18 protein-coding genes and 1 tRNA gene are annotated in these 20,574 nt (G+C 39.0%); 15 read left to right on the plus strand and 4 right to left on the minus strand.

What is annotated here, in order from left to right:
• The first annotated feature begins 255 nt into the window (after positions 1-255).
• The 7 genes from AC0C45_RS04970 (at position 256) to AC0C45_RS05000 (ending at position 8,235) form a co-directional block, all read left to right on the plus strand.
• Entirely contained in the window at positions 256-1,530 is a 1,275-nt protein-coding gene (locus AC0C45_RS04970) for an ATP-binding protein (protein ID WP_034649510.1), read from the plus strand.
• A 147-nt stretch (positions 1,531-1,677) separates the two neighbouring features.
• Positions 1,678-2,694: a LacI family DNA-binding transcriptional regulator gene (locus tag AC0C45_RS04975; protein ID WP_472927929.1), complete on the plus strand. Its 1,017-nt coding sequence runs from the start codon at positions 1,678-1,680 to the stop codon at positions 2,692-2,694.
• Positions 2,695-2,781: 87 nt separating this feature from the next.
• Positions 2,782-4,902 (plus strand): amylo-alpha-1,6-glucosidase, encoded by a 2,121-nt coding sequence (locus AC0C45_RS04980; RefSeq protein WP_047930683.1) that lies wholly within the window; start codon positions 2,782-2,784, stop codon positions 4,900-4,902.
• A 66-nt stretch (positions 4,903-4,968) separates the two neighbouring features.
• The gene (locus AC0C45_RS04985; protein WP_257061399.1) at positions 4,969-6,210 is read left to right on the plus strand and encodes an ABC transporter substrate-binding protein; all 1,242 of its coding nucleotides are present in this window, start codon (positions 4,969-4,971) and stop codon (positions 6,208-6,210) included.
• Between the two features lie 23 nt (positions 6,211-6,233).
• A complete protein-coding gene (locus AC0C45_RS04990; RefSeq protein WP_034649519.1) occupies positions 6,234-7,136 on the plus strand; it encodes a carbohydrate ABC transporter permease in 903 nt (300 codons plus the stop codon).
• Positions 7,137-7,152: 16 nt separating this feature from the next.
• Complete coding sequence (locus AC0C45_RS04995) at positions 7,153-7,974, plus strand: carbohydrate ABC transporter permease (protein ID WP_013058617.1); 822 nt, start codon at positions 7,153-7,155, stop codon at positions 7,972-7,974.
• A 126-nt stretch (positions 7,975-8,100) separates the two neighbouring features.
• Positions 8,101-8,235: a hypothetical protein gene (locus tag AC0C45_RS05000; RefSeq protein ID WP_257062574.1), complete on the plus strand. Its 135-nt coding sequence runs from the start codon at positions 8,101-8,103 to the stop codon at positions 8,233-8,235.
• Between the two features lie 78 nt (positions 8,236-8,313).
• Here AC0C45_RS05000 and AC0C45_RS05005 read toward each other — a convergent pair whose 3' ends face one another.
• Positions 8,314-9,216 (minus strand): TetR/AcrR family transcriptional regulator, encoded by a 903-nt coding sequence (locus AC0C45_RS05005; RefSeq protein WP_034649522.1) that lies wholly within the window; start codon positions 9,214-9,216, stop codon positions 8,314-8,316.
• Between the two features lie 264 nt (positions 9,217-9,480).
• Between AC0C45_RS05005 and AC0C45_RS05010 the strand changes: the two genes are divergently transcribed.
• On the plus strand, positions 9,481-11,004 hold the full coding sequence (locus AC0C45_RS05010; RefSeq protein ID WP_171776705.1) for a DHA2 family efflux MFS transporter permease subunit: 1,524 nt from the start codon (positions 9,481-9,483) through the stop codon (positions 11,002-11,004).
• A 34-nt stretch (positions 11,005-11,038) separates the two neighbouring features.
• Here AC0C45_RS05010 and AC0C45_RS05015 read toward each other — a convergent pair whose 3' ends face one another.
• A complete protein-coding gene (locus tag AC0C45_RS05015) occupies positions 11,039-12,091 on the minus strand; it encodes an aromatic ring-hydroxylating oxygenase subunit alpha (RefSeq protein WP_034649526.1) in 1,053 nt (350 codons plus the stop codon).
• 210 nt (positions 12,092-12,301) lie between these two features.
• On the opposite strand from AC0C45_RS05015, the gene AC0C45_RS05020 reads away from it, so the two are divergent.
• The 5 genes from AC0C45_RS05020 to AC0C45_RS05040 all read left to right on the plus strand — a co-directional run bounded on the left by AC0C45_RS05020 (position 12,302) and on the right by AC0C45_RS05040 (position 16,838).
• Positions 12,302-12,374: transfer RNA gene (locus tag AC0C45_RS05020), tRNA-Thr, on the plus strand.
• A gap of 253 nt (positions 12,375-12,627) precedes the next feature.
• Positions 12,628-13,578: an ABC transporter ATP-binding protein gene (locus AC0C45_RS05025; RefSeq protein ID WP_013084593.1), complete on the plus strand. Its 951-nt coding sequence runs from the start codon at positions 12,628-12,630 to the stop codon at positions 13,576-13,578.
• Positions 13,578-15,101, plus strand: coding sequence for an ABC transporter permease/substrate-binding protein (locus AC0C45_RS05030; protein WP_237892832.1), 1,524 nt, complete (start codon positions 13,578-13,580; stop codon positions 15,099-15,101). The genes AC0C45_RS05025 and AC0C45_RS05030 overlap by 1 nt, the downstream gene beginning before the upstream one ends.
• Before the next feature lie 331 nt (positions 15,102-15,432).
• Positions 15,433-16,179, plus strand: coding sequence for a YwaF family protein (locus tag AC0C45_RS05035; protein ID WP_047930679.1), 747 nt, complete (start codon positions 15,433-15,435; stop codon positions 16,177-16,179).
• A 140-nt stretch (positions 16,180-16,319) separates the two neighbouring features.
• The gene (locus tag AC0C45_RS05040; RefSeq protein WP_472927930.1) at positions 16,320-16,838 is read left to right on the plus strand and encodes an NAD(P)H-dependent oxidoreductase; all 519 of its coding nucleotides are present in this window, start codon (positions 16,320-16,322) and stop codon (positions 16,836-16,838) included.
• A gap of 28 nt (positions 16,839-16,866) precedes the next feature.
• Here the strand turns inward: AC0C45_RS05040 and AC0C45_RS05045 are convergent, their stop codons facing one another.
• Together AC0C45_RS05045 and AC0C45_RS05050 are read right to left on the minus strand one after the other, a co-directional pair.
• The gene (locus tag AC0C45_RS05045) at positions 16,867-17,232 is read right to left on the minus strand and encodes a hypothetical protein (protein ID WP_014458652.1); all 366 of its coding nucleotides are present in this window, start codon (positions 17,230-17,232) and stop codon (positions 16,867-16,869) included.
• Between the two features lie 214 nt (positions 17,233-17,446).
• On the minus strand, positions 17,447-18,403 hold the full coding sequence (locus tag AC0C45_RS05050) for an LCP family protein (RefSeq protein WP_370511585.1): 957 nt from the start codon (positions 18,401-18,403) through the stop codon (positions 17,447-17,449).
• A 312-nt stretch (positions 18,404-18,715) separates the two neighbouring features.
• On the opposite strand from AC0C45_RS05050, the gene AC0C45_RS05055 reads away from it, so the two are divergent.
• Both AC0C45_RS05055 and AC0C45_RS05060 read left to right on the plus strand, forming a co-directional pair.
• Positions 18,716-19,390 carry a hypothetical protein gene (locus AC0C45_RS05055; protein WP_047930678.1) on the plus strand — a complete coding sequence of 225 codons (675 nt, stop codon included), beginning with the start codon at positions 18,716-18,718 and terminating at the stop codon, positions 19,388-19,390.
• Positions 19,391-19,465: 75 nt separating this feature from the next.
• Positions 19,466-20,566, plus strand: coding sequence for a M24 family metallopeptidase (locus AC0C45_RS05060; RefSeq protein ID WP_472927931.1), 1,101 nt, complete (start codon positions 19,466-19,468; stop codon positions 20,564-20,566).
• Positions 20,567-20,574: the final 8 nt, after the last annotated feature.

The raw sequence follows: 20,574 nt of genomic DNA on the forward strand, positions 1-20,574 counted from the left end.
CTCAAAACCAAGTACATTGATCTGATTATAGAGCATTGTAGCTCATATGTAAATAAAATTCTGAATATTTTTAGTGAAGTTGAAAAGGTTTTCTTAGCCTTCACTATTTTAGGGAACGGACGATAAAGTCATAGGAAGTTATAAAAAAGTAAATAGAATACGTTTATTTATCTATGATTACGCTCTAATTTGTGTTACAAATGTAAATGCAATAAAAGAGTTTATTTTTATCTCATTTGAAAGACCGGTGAATGCATGAGTTTTGTCACGAAAGATTTGTTAATTAATTTTTTATTTATTTTATTGGCGCTGTTTTTAGTGCAGATGTTTTATTTAATCAAGTATGCTAAAAAAATTCATTGGTGGAAAGATCGTTATATCGCGGTATTTCCGATTTTAGCCATTACCTTTTGCCTTTTGTTTCCCGTTAACGGAGCTTATGTCCCGGATGACTATCGAATGGATCTACGAAGAATTCCTTATATTTTAGGAACGTTATATGGGGGCTGGCCGCTTGGAAGCTTGCTTTTTGTCTTTATTTTACTGCTGCGCTTGCTAATTGGCGGGTACGATGTAGGGTTTTTATCAACATTAATCGCTCTTCCGATTTTATCCATTCCTTTATTTTTCATAACAAAATACTTCTTAAATTTCTCATTAAAAAATAGAATTATCGTAAGCACCTGTCTTAGTATAATCGGTTCTTTATTAGCTATGCTTGTATCTATTTTTGTCTTGCACGTAACGAGCATTCCTATTAGCGTGTGGGTTCAATTCGCGATTTTAGATGTAGCAGGCATGTTTGTAATTACCATACTGTGGGAAGCGATACGGGCAAATTTACTAGTGCTGCAACGCCTGATGAAAGCAGAGAAACTAGAAATTGTCAGTCATTTAGCTGCCAGCATCTCTCATGAGGTGCGAAATCCTCTAACGGCAAGCAGAGGATTTATGCAAATGCTGCAAGAAGATGAAAAAGAACCTGCTAAAAAACGCTACATTTCAATTGCGATTAACGAACTAGACCGCGCAAAAGAAATCATTGATGATTACTTGCTGTTTGCCAATTCTGCACCAGAACGAAATGAAAAAATGAATATTTCAGAAGAGATTCATCACGTCACCCATATTATGACTCCTCTTGCCAATATGAATGGAGTCGCGATTGATTTTACATTTGATGAAGAAGTGAAGTGCTTCGTAATGGGAGAAAGAAGAAAGCTTCAGCAGTGTTTAATCAATTTATTTAAAAATAGTATTGAAGCGATGCAAAACGGAGGCACGTTAACTATTAAAGTAGGAAAAGAAGGCGGAGCTGTTATCGTGGATATTATTGATACGGGCTGCGGCATGACGCAAGAACAAATCAACCGGCTAGGCGAACCGTATTTTACAACAAAAGAAAAAGGTACCGGGCTTGGAACGATGGTATCTTTTAGCATTATTCATTATATGAAGGGCAAAGTGAGTGTGTCTAGCGTAAAAGGAAAAGAAACGTGTTTTTCACTTGAATTTCCACTTTGTGAATAAAGAGCAGCCTTAGGGCTGCTTTTTTTATACGCAAAAGTTTTAGAGATAGATAAGAGTAAACTGATTATTAAAAAAAGTATTGAATTCAATAAATGAAAGCGTTATAATCTATTTAAAGTTATCCGAAACGTTTTGGAGGAATTTTAGGTGACAACGATTAAAGATATAGCGCGAGTTGCTGGCGTATCTGTAACAACGGTGTCTCGGGCTTTAAATGGTTATTCAGATGTAAATGAAAAAACACGGCAAAAGATTGCAGCCGTAGCAAAAGAGCTGAACTACAGCCCTAATACGTTAGCTCGAGGACTGGTTATGCAAAAGTCAAAGACTATTGGACTATTGGTTTCAGGCATCAGTAGAGAAAGCGTAAAAGATAATTTTACATTTGAAGTGCTGTGCGGTGTAAATGAGCGAGCATCTACTTTAGGGTATGATTTGATTTTATTCAATACAAACACGATGATGCAACGAGAAAAAACATATACCCAGCTTTGTCGAGAGCGAAGGGTAGACGGGGCAATTATTCAAGGTATTAAGAAAGAAGATCCTTATTTAAAAGAAGTAGTAGAAAGCGATATCCCTTGTGTTTTAGTTGATATTCCCGTTCATTCTAATTCAGTGGGCTATGTCACGACTGATAATGCCTTGGGAGCTAAAAAAGCAGTTGAACACTTAGCGAGTCTTGGTCATCAGCATATCGGGATGATTAACGGACATGAAGACGCATTTGTCAGCCAAGAACGTCTCAACGGATACAGAGAAGCGCTCAAAAAATGCGGTTTGTCGTTTCGTTCTGAGTGGGTTGTAAGCGGGAATTTTGAAGAAAAGAAAGCAGAGAAAGCTGCCCGGGAGCTTATAAATCGGCATAAAGAGGTCACTGCTATTTTTTGTGCAAGTGATTTAATGGCACTTGGAGCACTAAAAGCATGCAAAGAACTTGGCCTTCAAGTACCGAAAGATATTTCGATTGTCGGATACGATAATATTGTCCTTGCCTCTTACTTGTCTCCAAATTTGACGACTGTAGGACAGGAAGTATATCAAATTGGCTATCAAGCTGCAGATTTACTAATTGAGATGTTAGAAGGAAAAGAAACAAATATGAAGCGTTATCTTGATACAAAGCTGATCATTCGAGAATCAACAGCTAAAAACCACAACTAGTGGTTTTTATATAATGTAAAAACCGAAACGTTTCGGTTTTGTGCGACGTTTTTCCAAAACGTTTCGGTAAAACTTAGGGGGATGAAAATGGATTACCGTGTTATTAAAGAAAATGACTTATTTTTACTGACTGATTCAGCAGGAAATATCAACGAAAACCATCAGTATGGTTTAGGATTATATATGAAAGATACGCGTTTTTTGAGCAAGTTTCATTTGAAAATTAATGATGCAGATCCTGTATTATTGACCTCAAGTGCAGAGGAGAATCTATTAGCCACAATTCTTCTTACTAATCCGCATATGGAAAAAGAAGGAGAGCTTGTACTATGGCGAGAGTCTTTAGAAATAGAAAGAAAACGCTTTATATATGGAGGGGTTTTCTACGAAAAAATAAAGTTAAAAAGCTATTTTCCTAAAAAAATTGCTTTTACATTAAGTATGCAAGCAGATGTCGATTTTAACGATATGTTCATCGTAAGAGGTTTTCAAACTGGAAATGTCGGAAAACGAACGGGGCAAATAAAAGGAGAAAGCAGCCTAACATATACATACAAAGGAGCAGATGATATCAAGCGGGCTACACGGATTCTTTGGGATAAAAAAGCTTCATATGTGGATGAGCAAGGAGAGATTACATTTTCTGTTGAACTCAATCATCAAGAAGAAGAAGAAATTACATTAATGGTTCAGCCGCAAATGGGCGAAGACACCAATGAGGATATTTTATCAGCCGGTGAAGCATTTAGTTTACTACGCCAGTCATATAAAAAATGGGAAAAATCTTCTACAAAAGTAACAACCGATCATCCGACAATGCAGCGTCTTATTACAAGAGGACTTAACGACCTGCGCGTACTGCTAACGGACGTAGGATTCGGTGTCTTTCCAGTAGCAGGGTTGCCTTGGTTTGGCGTGCCATTTGGAAGGGATAGTCTAATTGCAGCGCTTCAAATGCTGGCTTTTAATCCCGAAGTAGCAAAAGGAACGCTGCGTACGATGGCAGCGTATCAAGGAACGGCAAATGATCCATGGCGTGATGAACAGCCGGGTAAAATTATGCATGAAATACGTTACGGGGAACTTGCTAACACAAACCAAATCCCTTTTACGCCGTATTATGGAACAATTGACGCGACGCCATTGTTTTTAATTTTATTAACGGAATATGTAAAGTGGACGGGAGACTTGGAGTTTGTACAAGAAATGCAAATGACTATTGATGGAGCTTTGACATGGATCAACGAATATGGGGATCGAGACGGCGATTTATTTCTTGAATATCATCAAGAGTCAAGTAAAGGAATTGCTAACCAAGGTTGGAAAGACTCAGGAGATTCTGTTGTCCATCGCAGCGGTGAATATGCAAAAACTCCCATTGCTTTAGTGGAAGTACAAGGCTATGTATATCAAGCAAAAATGGGTATTGCTTCTTTATATGATCAGTTAAACAAAACAAATGAAGCAAATAATTTACGTGAAGAAGCAAAGCAGCTGCGTAAAAAGTTTAATGAAGCCTTTTGGATGGATGACGTATCATTCTACGCAATTGCACTCGATGAACATAAACATCAAGTAGGAACAGTTACGTCAAATCCAGGTCATGTACTTTTAGCCGAGATGATGGATGAGGAGAAGCTGAACAAAGTAGCAGAAAGGCTAGTATCAGAATCTATGTTTTCGGGATACGGTATCCGCACAATGGCAGAAGGGGAAGCAGGCTATAATCCAATGAGTTATCATGACGGGAGCATTTGGCCGCATGATAATAGTTTAATTGTTCTTGGTTTGAGTAAAGCGAACAAGCAAACAGAAGCCAATAAAATTATAAAAGGGCTGGTTGATGCTGCTGGCCATTTTGAATACGACCGCCTTCCAGAATTATTCTGCGGCTATTCAAGTAAACTTGATAAGCCTGTTAAATATCCCGTTGCTTGTTCACCTCAGGCTTGGGCAGCCGGCACGCCTTTAGCTTTCGTGCAGGCGATGCTGAGACTGTTTCCTGATAGTACAGCAGGTACGATACAGATAAATCCTGTGCTCATAGACGATATGAATGAACTCTCTGTAGAAAACCTTGTGATTGGCAGTGGAAAACTATCATTAACGGTTAAAAAAGAAGGAAGCGAAACTATTATTTACGTGAAGGAAAATACGACAAAATACGAGCTTCTATCTCAATGTAAAGTAAGAGCTCATGTAGGTTAATTCGACTGCGGCTTATTAGGCGTCACTTAATAAGCCGCAGGTCAATGAAATGAAAGGAGACAACCGATGAAGAAGTGGATACTTGCTTTATGTCTGCTGCTGGCAGTGACCGGAGCAGTTTTAACTGGATGTTCAAACGTACAAGAAGTTTCTGGGGAAACTGATCGGGTCGAAATTGTGTTGGCCGGCTGGGGAGGCAACCCAACAGAAACAAAGCTGCTTAATCAAACTATTCAAGACTTTGAAAATCTTCATCCTTCCATTCATGTGAAGCATGAAGTAATCACTGATCAATACATGGATATTTTAAAAACACGTTTAATCGGTGGAAACGGTCCAGATGTTTTTTATCTGGATGCACTTGAAGCGCCTGGTCTTATTAATACAGGAGTTTTAGAACCTTTGAATTCTTATGTAAAGTCTGATTTTGATGTTCAAGATTTTGAGAAACCATTATTGAAAGCGTTTCAAAAAAATGGAGAGACATATGGTTTTCCAAAAGATTACTCCACATTAGGCTTATTTTACAACAAAAAGCTATTTAAAGAAGCAGGAGTAGAAGTACCAAAAACATGGGATGAGTTTGAAGAAGTTTCAAAAGTATTTAAAAAGAAAGGGATTCAAGCGTTTGGGGTCACGCCGGAATTAGCACGTGTCTTTTATATGGCGCAGGCAAACGGAGGAGACGTGGTAAAGAACAATAAGGCAAATTTTGCTACGAAAGAAGTCGTTGACGCTCTTCAGCCGCTCATTGATCAGCATTTAAAAGATAAAACGTCTGTACAACCCTCTGATGTAGGCGCAAACTCAGGTACGGACATGTTTGCACAACAAAAAGTGGCTATGGTAATTGAAGGGAATTGGATGATTCCGTTTCTACAAGAGTCCTTCCCAAAACTTGATTACGGTACAGCAGAAGTTCCGACAATAAACGGTCATAAAAATACGATGGCATTTACGGTGGCGTATGTAATGAATGCTGACTCGAAGAAGAAAAAAGCGTCTTGGGAGCTCATTCAGTACTTAACTGGTAAAGAAGGAATGGAAACTTGGGCAAGTAAGGGGTACGCATTGCCAACAAGAAAATCCGTAGCGGATAAACTTGGTTTTGCTGAAGACAAAAAACGAGGTCCATTAGTAAAAGGAGCTGCTTATGCTACTGTCTGGCAAGACGGTCCGTATTTACCTATTATCATGAATAACTTTAATAACCAGTTTTTAAGCGCCTTTTTGGGACAAAGTGATTTAGAAACAGCTTTGAAAAAAGCACAAAAGCAGGCAAACCAAGAGATTAGTATTTATGAATAAGACTAGGCGGGGGAGTGGAGGAAATGAAAAACAGAAAAATACGAACGTACAAACCTCGTGATGTTGGGCAAGGATATGCTTTTATGTCACCTACACTGTTTGTGCTTTTGTTATTTGTTATTGCACCTATTTTTTACGCCATCTTTTTATCTTTACATAAAGTTCAATTACTGGGTGGGACTGAGTTCCATTTTCGAGGGCTTGAGAACTACATGAAGGTTCTGGAAGATGACAAGGCTAAAATTGCTCTTTGGAATACGGTGAAGTATGTAGTAATTGTTGTGCCGGTACAAACCGCATTGGCACTTATACTGGCTGCCACATTAAATGCAGGGCTAAAAGCAGAAAAAGTTTTTCGTATTATTTATTTTTTACCAACGCTTACATCATCGGCCGTATTAACGCTTATTTTTATGTGGATGTACAATCAAAATGGGATTGTGAATGAGTTTTTAAAGTTTATCGGTCTTCCAACTTACAATTGGCTTGGAGATCCGCAGGTCGCTTTGATTGCCATTATGATTATGAACATTTGGGCAACAGCTCCATTTTTTATGGTTATTTATTTGGCAGCTTTGCAGGACGTACCCGATTCGCTGTATGAAGCAGCTCAGTTAGACGGTGCTAATGTGTTTCAACGATTTTGGCATATTACAGTTCCGAATCTGCGTCCGGTTACATCTTTCGTGGTGATCATGGGACTAATTGGCACGTTTCAGCTGTTTGATCAATCGTTTATTTTTTCAGGAGGTTCAGGGGGACCTAATAACTCGACTCTAACTGTTGTTCTTCTTATTTATCAATATGCATTTAAAAATTTAGGAACCATGGGATATGCTGCAGCACTAGCCTTTATGTTGGCGCTCGTGATTTTGGTGGCAACGGTTATTCAGCGAAAGTTTTCAAAAGAAGAAAGTATGTACTAAGGGGGGGAAGAAAAAGATGAAGAAAAAAACGGGGGTCCTCATTTTATATGCTATTTTAAGCATATACGCACTGATTACGCTAATTCCCTTTATTTGGGCGCTGTCAGCTTCTTTTAAAACGCTTGAAGAAATTGTGTCAGGTACGGTGAACTTTATTCCAAAACACTTTACGCTAGACAACTATAAACAAATTTTTGTGGAACAAAAGCTGTTCCCGCGCTGGATGTTTAATAGCTTATTTATTGCTGTAGTAGGAACAGCACTGAATTTGCTATTTAACTCAATGGCTGGTTATGCCCTTGCACGCCTCAGTTTCCCGGGAAAGAAAAGTTTATTTATTATTATTTTAGCTGTGCTTATGATTCCTGGACAAGTAACCATGATCCCTAATTTTTTAATTTTGAAAGAGTTAGGCTGGTTAAATACCTATCAGGGAATGATTGTACCCGGAATGGTAAATGCGACTTTTATATTTATGATGCGTCAATTTTTTATTAATTTCCCAAAAGAGCTTGAAGAAGCAGCGGAGTTGGATGGGTTATCGAAGTTTGGAACATTCTTCAAAATAGTCCTTCCACTTGCAAAACCTGCCTTAGCAGCACAAACGATTTTTGTATTTATGGGATTTTGGAATGATTTTATGAAGCCTTTAATTGTGATGTCTGATGAAAATATGTTTACATTAACTTTAGGGCTTAACACATTTAAAGGTCAGTATATCAGTTATTGGAACTATATTATGGCAGCTTCCATGGTTTTTACACTTCCCATTTTACTCATTTATGCGTTTTTTAATAAATATTTTATTAAAGGAATCTCGTTTACTGGAGGAAAATAAAAAAGAGGCTGGGATAAAAATATTTTAGTTAGAATTATAAACGAACGATTAATTAAAAAATATTAATCGTTCGTTTTTTGTTATTATGATGAACGTGAATTTCATATGTTTAGTCGCTTTTAGCGGTTGATGAAAGGGCAAGGCGAAGACTCCTGCGGGAAAAGCGGAACAGGTAAGGCCCCGCAGAAGCGTACGCGACGAGGAGGCTCACCGGCCGACCGCAGAAAGCCAAGTCTTGTACGGAAATCAACAGCGGTGTAACAAGTAACTTATACTAACTCCTTTATTCAATTTATTCGTCTTTAAATTGGATGGATTTAGTTACGTCTTAATCTCTTTTTAATGACGTTCACTCACATACTGATCAATCATCGTTTGCAGTTCCTCCAGGGTCGTTTTACTGTTGTTAACAGACAGCTGCTTTAACGAATGAAGAGCACTATCCACAACAAACTTGCGGGGATTTGGCTGTTTAAACAGCTCTTCTTCAATAAAACTAATAAGCTCTGTGCATTTTTGACGTTCGAATTCATCCGTAAATTGTTTGTGCAACTGTTTTTTTAAATCGATAAGTGCTGCAGAAATGTCCTGTTCTATTTGATGTTTAGTATTCGGGCAAGATGGAAGCCATTCTTTAATCGTTTGCGGATCGAGCAAAATGTCTCCTGAATTTGCTACTTCCTCTACAAGAGGAAGCAGGCGCTTGACACTGTAGCTTATGATCTCATGGGGGTCAGTATTTGTGCCGTTAACCATAAAATTATAGTGAAAGTTGCGATGAAGCATGCCAAGAAACATAATTGCACAATCTAGCAGGTACGGTTTCTTTTCTTGTCCAAATAAATCAATGAACCGTTTGTAAACCCAGTTTACTTCAATAAACTGGGTGTTTTTTATGTATGCTTTTAAATCGGGATCATTGGAAACAAATACTTCTTCAAGTAATGTAAAAAATTTATGTTTATGATGGTTTTTCATCTGTGCATCAATCTGTTTAACAAACACATCTACATCGGTCAGGCTTTTACCAACCAGCAGCTGATTTCGCTCTTGTTCAATTGTTGTATGAAGCCAGGTAAAAACAGCGATTAATAATTCATTTTTTGAAGAAAAATAGTTGTAGAATGTTCCTTTTGAAATGCCGCTATAATCAATGATGTCTTGAATAGATGTAGCTTGAAATCCTTTTTCAACGAAGAGATGGTGTGCATTTTTTACAACTTGCTGTTTTCGGTTGTTCATTATTATCACCTAAATATAAAATTAGACTCATGGTCCAACTTTATGATACATGATTTAAAGCGTTTACACAAATGTTCTTTTCAAAAAAAAGGCGATATCACGACAATGTATTGATATAAAAGGATTAAAGGACTAAAAAAGTCGATAAAATAAAGGACATGAACGCAAGATTTTTCGCTTGCATAAATTGAACTCACAGTATAATATACTCTATGTAGAACGTGTGTCTAAAAAAATGAACTTAAAGTATAAGGAGGTACAATAATGAGTCAATCGATAAATCAAATGGAAAAGCCGCCTTATGGCATAATTGCTATTTTGTTAATTGGCGCTTTTATCTCATTGTTGAATGAAACGTTATTAAACGTGGCGCTGCCGTCTATTATGAAAGACTTAGATGTGACAACGTCAACTGTCCAGTGGCTTTCTACTGGTTATATGTTAGTGAATGGTATTATGATTCCAACTACCGCTTTTTTAATTCAGCGTTATTCTGTCAGAGGCTTATTTTTAACGGCTATGACTTTATTTACAGCAGGAACAATACTTGCCGGTGCTTCGCCCGTATTTTCGGTCTTGTTAACCGCTCGTATTATTCAAGCATCAGGCGCAGCCATTATGATGCCGCTTTTAATGAACGTATTGCTCACAAGTTTCCCATTAGAAAAACGCGGAGCTGCGATGGGGATCTTCGGTTTAGTTATGATTTTTGCTCCGGCAATTGGTCCTACCTTATCAGGGTGGCTGATTGAACACTATGAGTGGAGAATGCTGTTCCACCTTGTTACGCCAATCGCGGCAATTGTATTAATAGGTGCTTTCTTCCTATTAAAAGACAAAAAAGAAAAAGTGGAAATCAATTTGGATTTTTTATCTCTTTTGTTATCTACAATTGGATTTGGAGGACTTCTATACGGATTTAGCTCAGCAGGAGATAAAGGCTGGGATTCTGTGGAAGTATACGGCACCATTATCGTAGGAGCTGTGGCGCTGATTTTATTTATTACGCGTCAGTTCAAGCTAAAAACACCTATGCTTGAATTCCGTATTTTTAAATATCCAATGTTTGCTTTATCGTCAACGATTTCAATGGTAATCACAATGGCGTTATTCTCAGCCATGCTGTTAATGCCAATATATGTTCAGACCGTGCGAGGCATTTCTCCGTTTCACTCAGGATTACTAATGCTTCCGGGTGCGCTGCTAATGGGTGTGATGTCTCCGATTACCGGAAAATTATTTGATAAATTCGGAGCGCGTGCACTGGCTGTAACGGGTCTAACGATTACAGCCGTCACGACGTATTTCTTCAGTAACTTAGAGCTTGATACGACATATACAACGCTCATTACGCTTTACACGCTTCGCATGTTCGGAATGTCTATGGTGATGATGCCAGTTATGACAAACGGATTAAATCAGCTGCCGCAGCGCTTTAATCCGCATGGTACTGCGATGAATAACACGCTTCAACAAGTATCGGGAGCTATTGGTTCGGCTCTTTTAGTAACGGTGATGTCAAATCGTACAGCTACGCACGCAAAAGAGCTTGCTCAAGATGCAATGAGCGGAGCAGGAGCAGCGAATGCAACGGCAGCCGGGGCAGCTCAAATGAAAGAACAAATTGGGATGCAGGCAATGGTACAAGGAATTAACGATGCGTTTGCCGTCTCAGTAGTACTAGTGGTGGTTGCCTTAATTCTTTCAGTGTTTATGAAACGCGCCACGCCGGCAAGTGAAGATGAAGTGATAAAGGAAAAAGCAGGACGCGAGCAGTTTGCTAAATAAAAAAGAAATCCCCGCTGAGACAGCGGGGATTTCTTTAGCTTGTATATCTAAAGCTTAAGCCCATTTTCTTTAATAATTTCCGGTAGCCGATGGACGTTTGATCAGCCATAATATGCGCTTCCATCTGCAGGTCTAAAGGCAAGTCTTCAGGCTTTTGGTTTTCAACCATTTCACGGTCTTCGTCAAAGACGCGAAGGTTAAAGTCATACACACCTTCAACGGGAGAATCTTTGTCAAAGTTTCGAGCGATTGGTGCGAATAAACGTGTTTCGCGGGCTGAAATAGGAGAGACTGCATTCATAATCCACAGCTCTGCGCCTTCTGGGAAGTATACTTTTAGCGTAGCTGTAAACGGCGGATAAACATCAAAGACGCGAAGCCATTTAAAATCAGGTGGATTTAAATGCTGCTGTTCTTTGGAATAATTGCTCACGGTGCTCGTATATTCTACATGAAGCCCATAATCTGTATCGCTTACTTTATATTTAGGCACAAAGGCGTTGTTTCGATCACCAAATGTGTCCGTGTGCACCCAAGCAAAATGAGCTACGTCTAAAAAGCCTTCCATTTGACGACCAGCCGAACCCATGATATCAAAGCTGGGACAAACAATTTGCTGAAAATCAGGGGCCTCCCACGCATCGAAGTAAGGCAGGTTATCTTGTTCACCTGTCAGGGAAGTCCACACTAATCCAAATCGTTCAATAACTGGATAGACAGCCATACACAGGCGGGGAGAAATGTTGGCATCAGGGTGAGCTGGAATCGACGTGCATGCGCCGTCCGTTGCATAGCGGAAGCCGTGGTAAGGACAGACAATTTCATCATCTTCCACCCAGCCCATACTAAGGGGGGTGCCTCGGTGAACGCATAAATCACGAGCCGCTACTACTTTGTGTGTGGTACGGTATAGAACTAGATTTACATCTAGCAGTTTTACGGACGTTGGTTTCTCTGTTACATCACTGCAGCGTGCGACGGGGTACCAATACTTAGCGAGTGTCGTCCAATCTTCCAGGCTGAACGTGCAGTCTCTTGGGTAGGGAGTTGCCGTTTTTGATTTGGTCATGGTTGGTTGTTGTTCCATCTATTTTCTTCCCTTCTTTTGTAAGCTCTTTTACTAAGGGTAATATAAAAAAAGAAAATTCACACAATTTATGTAAGGAGTTCTAACATAAAATATGGAACTTTGTAGAAAGTGCGGATTTCAGAAGAAGCAAATTAGAGAATATACCAATAAAAAAATTTAAAAAAGCGCTTCCTAAATGAATTTAAACGTGATATAATTTTCCAAGACGCTGGTGTAGCTCAGTAGGTAGAGCACTTGCATGGTAAGCAAGAGGTCGCAGGTTCGATCCCTGTCGCTAGCATACTAAAAAACCTTCTTTCTTGTTGAAAGAAGGTTTTTTTATTTGTGTCGGCTTTAAAATTATTCTTTCCCGCCTTGTGAAAACTTTAACAGTTTGATAGCCTTATTAGGAGGTTATGAGAAAATATGCGTATCTTTTCCCCTAGGTCTTATGAATCATATTTAGAAATATTCTTAAAAGAATGTTTATTGCCTCTGAATATTGGGTACACGAAACTAGGGATTAAATTTCAACAGGGAGGGTGAACGATAATTTGATTACGTTTAAGAATGTGTCAAAGCAATATCCAGACGGTACGACCGCCGTGAAAAATATTAATCTAGAAATTAAAGAAGGAGAGTTTTTCGTTTTAATTGGTCCGAGTGGGTGTGGGAAAACAACCACCTTAAAAATGATTAACCGTCTTCATGATATTACCGAAGGAGAACTATACATAAAAGATAAGCTCGTATCGGACCACAACATACATAAGCTACGCTGGAACATTGGTTATGTCCTGCAGCAGATTGCTCTTTTTCCTCATATGACCATTGCTGAAAATATAGCCATTGTACCCGAGATGAAGCATTGGAAGAAAAATAAAATCAAAACGCGCATTGATGAACTGCTTACTTTGGTAGGACTAGACCCAAAGCAGTATCGAAACCGAAAGCCGTCTGAGCTCTCAGGTGGCCAGCAGCAACGTGTAGGTGTAGCACGTGCCCTCGCAGCTGATCCCCCCGTTATTTTAATGGACGAACCCTTTAGTGCCCTCGATCCGTTAAGCCGCGAACAGCTTCAGCAAGATGTTATTAGCTTAAAAGAAAAAATCAAAAAAACATTTGTGTTTGTTACGCACGATATGAGCGAAGCGATGACGCTTGGAGATCGTATCTGCCTGATGAAAGACGGGGAAATTGTTCAAGTTGGAACCCCGGAGGAATTCATTCAAAAGCCTAAAAATGAATTTGTAAAAACATTTATTGGAAATCAAGGGAATGCTTTATTTGAGACATTGGATATGTTTGTCAAAGAAAGTGAACAGCCGGACGTAGAACCTACTGAAGAGCTAGCTTCAACCGCCACTGTTCAGCAGGCCATGGACGCCCTTTACGACCATGAAGCAATAGCCGTAAAAAAAGGGAGCAAACGAATTGGCGTCGTAACGCGCAAAACTCTATTAGCGTTTCTTTCTGATAAAACGAAAGAAGGAGGAACGCTGTAATGAATGCACTAAGCACATTATTAGATCAACGAGGAGATGCACTGTTTCAAGCTCTTCTTGAACACATTCAAATTTCAGTACTAGCTCTTGTTATCGCCGTATTAATTTCAGTGCCACTCGGACTGTACTTAACGAGGCATGACCGCATTGCTGAACCAATCATTGGCGTAACAGCCGTACTGCAAACCATTCCTTCACTCGCTTTATTAGGGTTACTGATTCCTCTTGTCGGAATTGGAACCTTTCCCGCGGTTATTGCACTGTTTTTATATTCGCTTCTTCCTATTGTACGAAATACATATACCGGAATTAAAGAAGTGGACCCATCTTTAATTGAAGCATCCAAAGCCATGGGGATGAACTCATGGAGACGATTAATTAAAGTAGAACTTCCTCTAGCACTTCCTGTCATTATGGCCGGAATTCGCACAGCGATGGTACTCATTATTGGCACAGCGACAATCGTGGCTCTTATCGGAGCGGGCGGGCTCGGAAGCTTAATTTTGCTTGGTATTGACCGAAGCGATAATAGTTTGATTTTATTAGGAGCCATTCCAGCAGCATTATTAGCGCTTATTTTTGATGGAATTCTGCGAACGATTGAACACTCAGCTAAAGAAGGGTCCAAAAAACGCTCGTTTATTATGATCATCGTATTAATACTCATTCTTGTTTCTCCGTTTGCAGCGATGAGCGCAACAAAACCAGACCTTGTTATCGGAGGGAAAATTGGTGCAGAACAAGACATTTTAATTAATATGTACAAAGAATTAATTGAAGATCAAACCGATATGAAAGTAAATCTTCGTTCGTCGCTTGGGAAAACGGTATTTGTATTTGAGGCTCTGCGTAACATGGAAATTGATTTGTACCCTGAATATACAGGTACAGCCATTGTGACGCATCTAAAGGAACAGCCGGACAGCAAAGATGAAACAGAGGTGTACAAGCAGGCAAAAGAAGAGTTTCAAAAGAAATTCGGTCTTGTCTATTTAGATCCAATGAAGTTTAATAATACGTACACATTGACCGTGACAAAAGAATTTGCCAAAGAAAATAATCTAACAACTATTTCAGATTTGGCAAATGCAACAGATAAAGTAAAAGCAGGATTTACGCTTGAGTTTAAAGATCGTGAAGACGGCTATGTAGGCATCCAAAAAGAATATGGCCTTACCTTCCCGAATATTAAAACCATGGAGCCGAAGCTTCGCTATCGCGCTGTAGAAAAAGGCGATATTAACATGCTTGATGCTTACGCAACGGACCCTGAAATTAAACAGTTTGGTTTGAAAGTCTTAAAAGACGATCAGCAGCTCTTCCCGCCGTATCAAGGAGCGCCTGTACTTCGTGAAGATACGCTAAAAGAGCACCCTGAACTGAAAAAAATCTTAAATCAACTGGGCGGTAAAATCAGTGATGAGGAAATGCGTGAAATGAACTATCAAGTAAATGCGAAAGGAAAAACGGCTGAAGAAGTTGCTCATCAATTCTTAGTGAAAAAAGGATTAATTAGAGAGTAAAAACGAAGAAAAAAGCTAGGATAACAGTATGTTAGTTGAAAGAAGATCCGAATGATGAATCGTTCGGATCTTTTTATTTTAGTTGGTTCTAGCAGTTGATTGGAGGGCAACGCGAAGACTCCCGCGGAAAGCGAAGCCTTGCATGGAAATCAACTGCGGTGCAAGAAGTGATCCATACTCGATTATTTACACCATTCGGCCGTCTTTAGATTGGCGTGATTTCGTTATGTCTCAATCTCCTTTTAATGCGAGAGAAGCATTAATGAAAATGAGGTCTTATGAACAAGCTAAAGGTACCGAATTTGTTTTCTGATGGAAGGGAGGCGTTTTTATGAATTCATTTTTTACGTGTCATCCTGTACAACATTCCTTTCAGCTTTTTTCAGTTGAACATCTTGTAACTTTAGCTATTATCGTGATTATAGGAGCATTTATTTTTTTATGTCGAAAGCAGCTGCGAAAAAAGAGGTTTGTGTTCATTTTGCTTTCACTCATTCTAATTGCTTCAGAAACAGCCTACCAAGCTTGGGAAATCAGCTGCCATCAGTGGTCTGCTGAAACTTCCTTGCCTCTTCAGCTCAGTGATATAGTCGTGCTGCTGGCTGCTGTTATGCTGATAACCAAAAGCAGGTTTCTTTTTTATTTTGTGTACTTCGCAGGAATCAGCAGCTCTGTTCAAGCGATGATTACCCCAGACCTTGGCGGCTATGCGTATGCCCAGTTTCGCTATGTGCAGTTTTATGTATCGCATGGCGGTGTGGTACTTGCTTGCTGTATGCTAATTGCTGTTTGCAGATATGAGCCGACGTTTCGTTCTTTGTGGGTAAGCGTAGTATTTGTTAATCTGTACGGAGGTTTTATCTATGTCATGAATCGTTTACTCGGGGCGAATTATTTATACATGATGAAAAAGCCAGAACACGCTTCCTTGCTGGATGTTCTTGGACCTCATCCTTGGTATTTAGTATGGATTGAAGGAATGATAATTCTTAGCTTTCTTGTCCTTTATCTGCCGTTTTGGATACATAAAAAAAGTAAAGGTGATAAAAGCAAAGTCAATTTTATTGAAGCAGAATGATAATACTGGTAGTTTATAAGTGTAAACTAACTTGGATTTGCTGAAGGAAAAGGAAAGAATAACTGAGCAAGCCGTGAGAGGCAAGCGTGAAAAATAGAAAAGAACAAAGCAAGCACAGACATTAGAAGGAGAGTAGTAAAATGAAAACACTTGTTATTTTAGCGCATCCAAACTTAGCATCTTCTCGCATTAATAAAGCGTGGGCAGAGCGAGTAAAAAAAGAAGAGAATGTGTACGTTCATGATTTATACGCAAACTATCCCGATTTCAAAATTGATGTAGAAAAAGAGCAGGAGTTAGCTCTTCAATTCGATCGTATTGTTTTTCAATTTCCATTTTACTGGTACAGCTCACCGGCACTCTTGAAAGAGTGGCAAGATGTTGTCTTAACATACGGATGGGCTTATGGAAGCAAAGGTACTAAACTTCAGGGAAAAGAGTTTGTCGTAGCTACTTCGACAGGAGGCCCTGCGGAAGCTTATCAAGAAGGGGGATACAACCGTTACCCAATGAATCATCTGCTTCTTCCGTTTCAAGCTACGGCAAATTTAACAGGTATGAAGTTCCAAACGCCATTTTTATTTCAAGGAGCAGGCGGTGACCTGAGTGACAAAGTTATTCAAGATAGTGCTGAAAGCTACGCTCGATTACTAAGATAATAAAAAAAAGCCGCGTTAACGCGGCTTTTTAATTTACATTTGTTCGTGAAAAAGAAGTAAGCAGCTTTTGAGGAGCGATATCTAATCCTTCAATGAGTAATCCTGTCATAGCCGTTAGACTCCCGACTTCAAATGATTCTCCCGCTCTCCAAAATGCGGATTCACCTTGTTTGATATAAATTTTCAGGCCGTTATCCCCAGCTACCCAGCCTTCCCCGTGAACGACTAATAGAAGCTGTGGAATCGTAGCTTCTTGACGAGGGGTATAATCATTTTCTTGAAAAGATAGAAAGCTAATTTTGACATCTCCAGTATGAGAAAGCAATGGGTTTACTTTATAGGTAGAATGAAGAAAGGAACGCTCTTCTTCAGATTGAAAACCATATAATTTCATACGTTCATCTCCTTGAATCAAAAATATAAAAAAGAAGTCCTTCTCTTTTCATATACGCATGTAACAGGAAAAATAGAACTTCAAAGAAATAGCTGTTTCCTGGAAAATGGCTTCATTTTTTGTCGAAGCTCAAATTTTTTTGAAGGATAGGGAGGAAAAACAGAAGTTTTTTTGAATAGTATAAAAAAAGGTGTCCGCCAATGGACACCTTTTCCTAATTTAAAAATGACTGTAACGCTTGTTTGTTTTCTTCAAGGTCGATGCTTAAAACAGCACCAATACCGGATATTCGTTCATTTGAATAGGAACCTTCAACCGGTAAACGAAGAGATTTTAAATCTGGCTGATTTCCAACTAAAAAATCTTTTCCTATCACAATAAATGTTTTTGGCGGAATATTTGTATCCACATATGGATCAATGACGCCCCATAGCTTAGGAGCTTTCGCCAGCGTCTTTACTTGAAGAGCTTCATCCATTAATTTACCGATCACTTCTTGTTGACGCTTCACGCGCCCGAAATCACTTTGGCTATCATGTCGGAATCGCACGTATCCTAGTAATTTATCTCCGCGAAGAGTTTGTTTTCCAGGTTTTAGCGTCATGCCAATTCCTGATGACATTTCGTGCGGCACGGTAACCGTAATTCCCTCAGGGGCAATCGTATCGGCAACTTTAGAAAAGCCTTTAAAATCAACAACGGCATAATAGTTTACATCTACGCCGAAATTTTCTTTAATTGTCTTACGCATTAATTCTGGCCCGCCAAATGCATAGGCTGAATTTAATTTGTTTTTGCCATGTCCAGGAATATCCACATATGAATCACGCATCAAAGAAACAATTTTAGGCTGATTGCTGTCTTTGTCATAATGAGCAATCATGATTGTATCGGCACGCGAATGTTCTTCACCTCGAGAGTCAATTCCAAGAAGCAGCACATTCATGCTATCTAAATTGGCACTTGCACCATTAAAATCAAATTGTCCATCTTTCCCAAAAGCTCCGTCTGCTTCTGCTAACCCTTGTTGGTATTGATAATACACATACGCACCAGCGGCGATTACAAGAATGAGAAAGAAAAGAAGTAGCTTTCTAAAGCGTTTCTTTTTTCTTTGCTTTTTTCTTTTATGTTGTTTACGTTCTGTACGTTCTTCCAAATGTCTCACCATCGCATTCAAAAATATTAATACTTTTTTGTTTGAAACCAATTATGCAAAAAATTATAAAACGACATAATAAAATTAACACTAAGGAATTAGATTAGCAAGTACGTTCACTAGTAAATCTGCGAAGACAGCTAAAATAAGAAAAGTGTACAAATAGAAGAAAGAGGAAATAAAGGTTATTTTTTTCGAGGATATTTGTTATAATCTATCATAGTTGGGGAAAAATTTCTGTCTTTTAAGAATGGAATAAGAGGAAAGTCTCTGTTTGCGGAGAATCAAATATAGGTCTAAATGCAGAAAAAAGGAGTGAAGCGAATGAGTATATATGTGTCATCTTCGAACCTTGTGCTGATTCCAGAAGCGGCGTTAAGTCATTGGAAACCTTATGGCGCGGGGGAATTGACCGGAGCTATTATTTCAGGTAAAGATAGTGCTGAAATAATTAAAGAGCTTAATCAATCGTCTATTCTGCCTTTTACAAGTTTTTTCTATCGAAAGCATTTTGTTATTCTATTTGATAAAGAACAAGTGAAAAATCATTTTGAACAGCTTCTTTTATTATATAAATCTCAGGGCTATATTTTTTATTCTTCTACTTTATACGATGATCACTGGTCCCAGGTCATTGAAGGAACGAAGCAGCTGCTAACGGTAAATGGACAAGTGGTGCCTGTGCTCGGGCTTGAACAAAACGGTGAATTTGATGTTGTGCGTGATGAATACGGTCTGCACATTGTTATAGATGATGATGAAGACGAAGAGAAGCAGCTAGAAAAAAAAGTTCATGAACTTCCGCTTGAAGAAGGTACCTATTTTATTGGCGATCCGGGATTTGTTGAAAATCGGGACATGCTGATAAAAGAATATTTTCCTAAAGGTACGTACGAATTTATTTATAGATACGGAGAAAATGGCTGGCTGATGAAAGTAAGTATTCAGCGAAAAGCGATTAAAGAGCAGCTTACTACTCTTCACGCGGCTTTGTCTTAACCTCTATTCATTGTACAATATTGCTAAATAACTATGTTATAATAGTAATATTGCACAATGAAAGGGGTTTTTTTAATGGAAGCACGTTTACAAAAAGTCGTATCGTGGCTAAAAGAAAAGAATGTAGAAACGGCCTTTATTTCGTCAACCGAAAACGTATTTTATTTAACTGGATTTCATACGGATCCGCATGAGCGTTTACTTGGCTTATTTGTGTTTAACGAAGCAGAGCCGATGCTTGTTTGTCCATCAATGGAAGTGGGACAAGCAAAAGAAGCCGGCTGGAAGTTTGATGTGATTGGATATGAAGACCATCAAAATCCTTGGGAACTTATTAAAGAAGCTTTACATAAACGAAACGTAATGGATGTGAAAAAGGTTGCTGTAGAGAAAGAACAGCTGCTGTATGCGAGAGCCGAAGAACTGCTTAGCCTATATCCAAATGCTGAGCTAGTCGGAGCAGAAGAGAAGTTAAATCAGCTGCGTTTAATTAAAGATGAGCGTGAAGTTGAGATTCTGCAAAAGGCAGCTGCCTTAGCTGATTTTGGTGTAGAAGTAGGCGTAGCTGCTTTAAAAGAAGGCATTACGGAAATGGATGTTCTCGCTAAAATTGAATACGAGCTAAAGCGAAAAGGAATTCGTGAGATGTCGTTTTCAACGATGGTTTTATTTGGTGAAAAAACGGGAGAAGCGCATGGGAACCCAGGTCTTCGCACGTTAAAGCCAGGAGATATGGTTCTGTTCGATTTAGGTGTAGTGCTAGACGGATACTGTTCAGATATTACACGTACAGTTGCTTACAAGTCTATTAATGATAAGCAAAAAGAAATCTATGAAACGGTACAGCACGCTGAGCAGGCAGCACTTGAAGCTTCCAAGCCCGGTACTCGAATTGGCGACTTGGACATGGTAGCACGCAATATTATTACAGAAGCAGGATATGGAGAGTATTTCTTGCATCGTCTTGGTCATGGTCTTGGTATTAGCGTGCATGAGTTTCCTTCAATGAGCCGTAACAATGATGATGTGCTTCAAGAAGGCATGGTATATACAATTGAACCGGGTATCTATATTCCAGGACTTGGAGGCGTGCGTATCGAAGATGATGTAATCATTACAAAAGATGGATACGAAACGTTAACGAAGTACCCAAAAGAATTACAAATTATTTCATAATAATGTCA

It is taken from the genome of Priestia sp. VA7 (assembly GCF_055710015.1).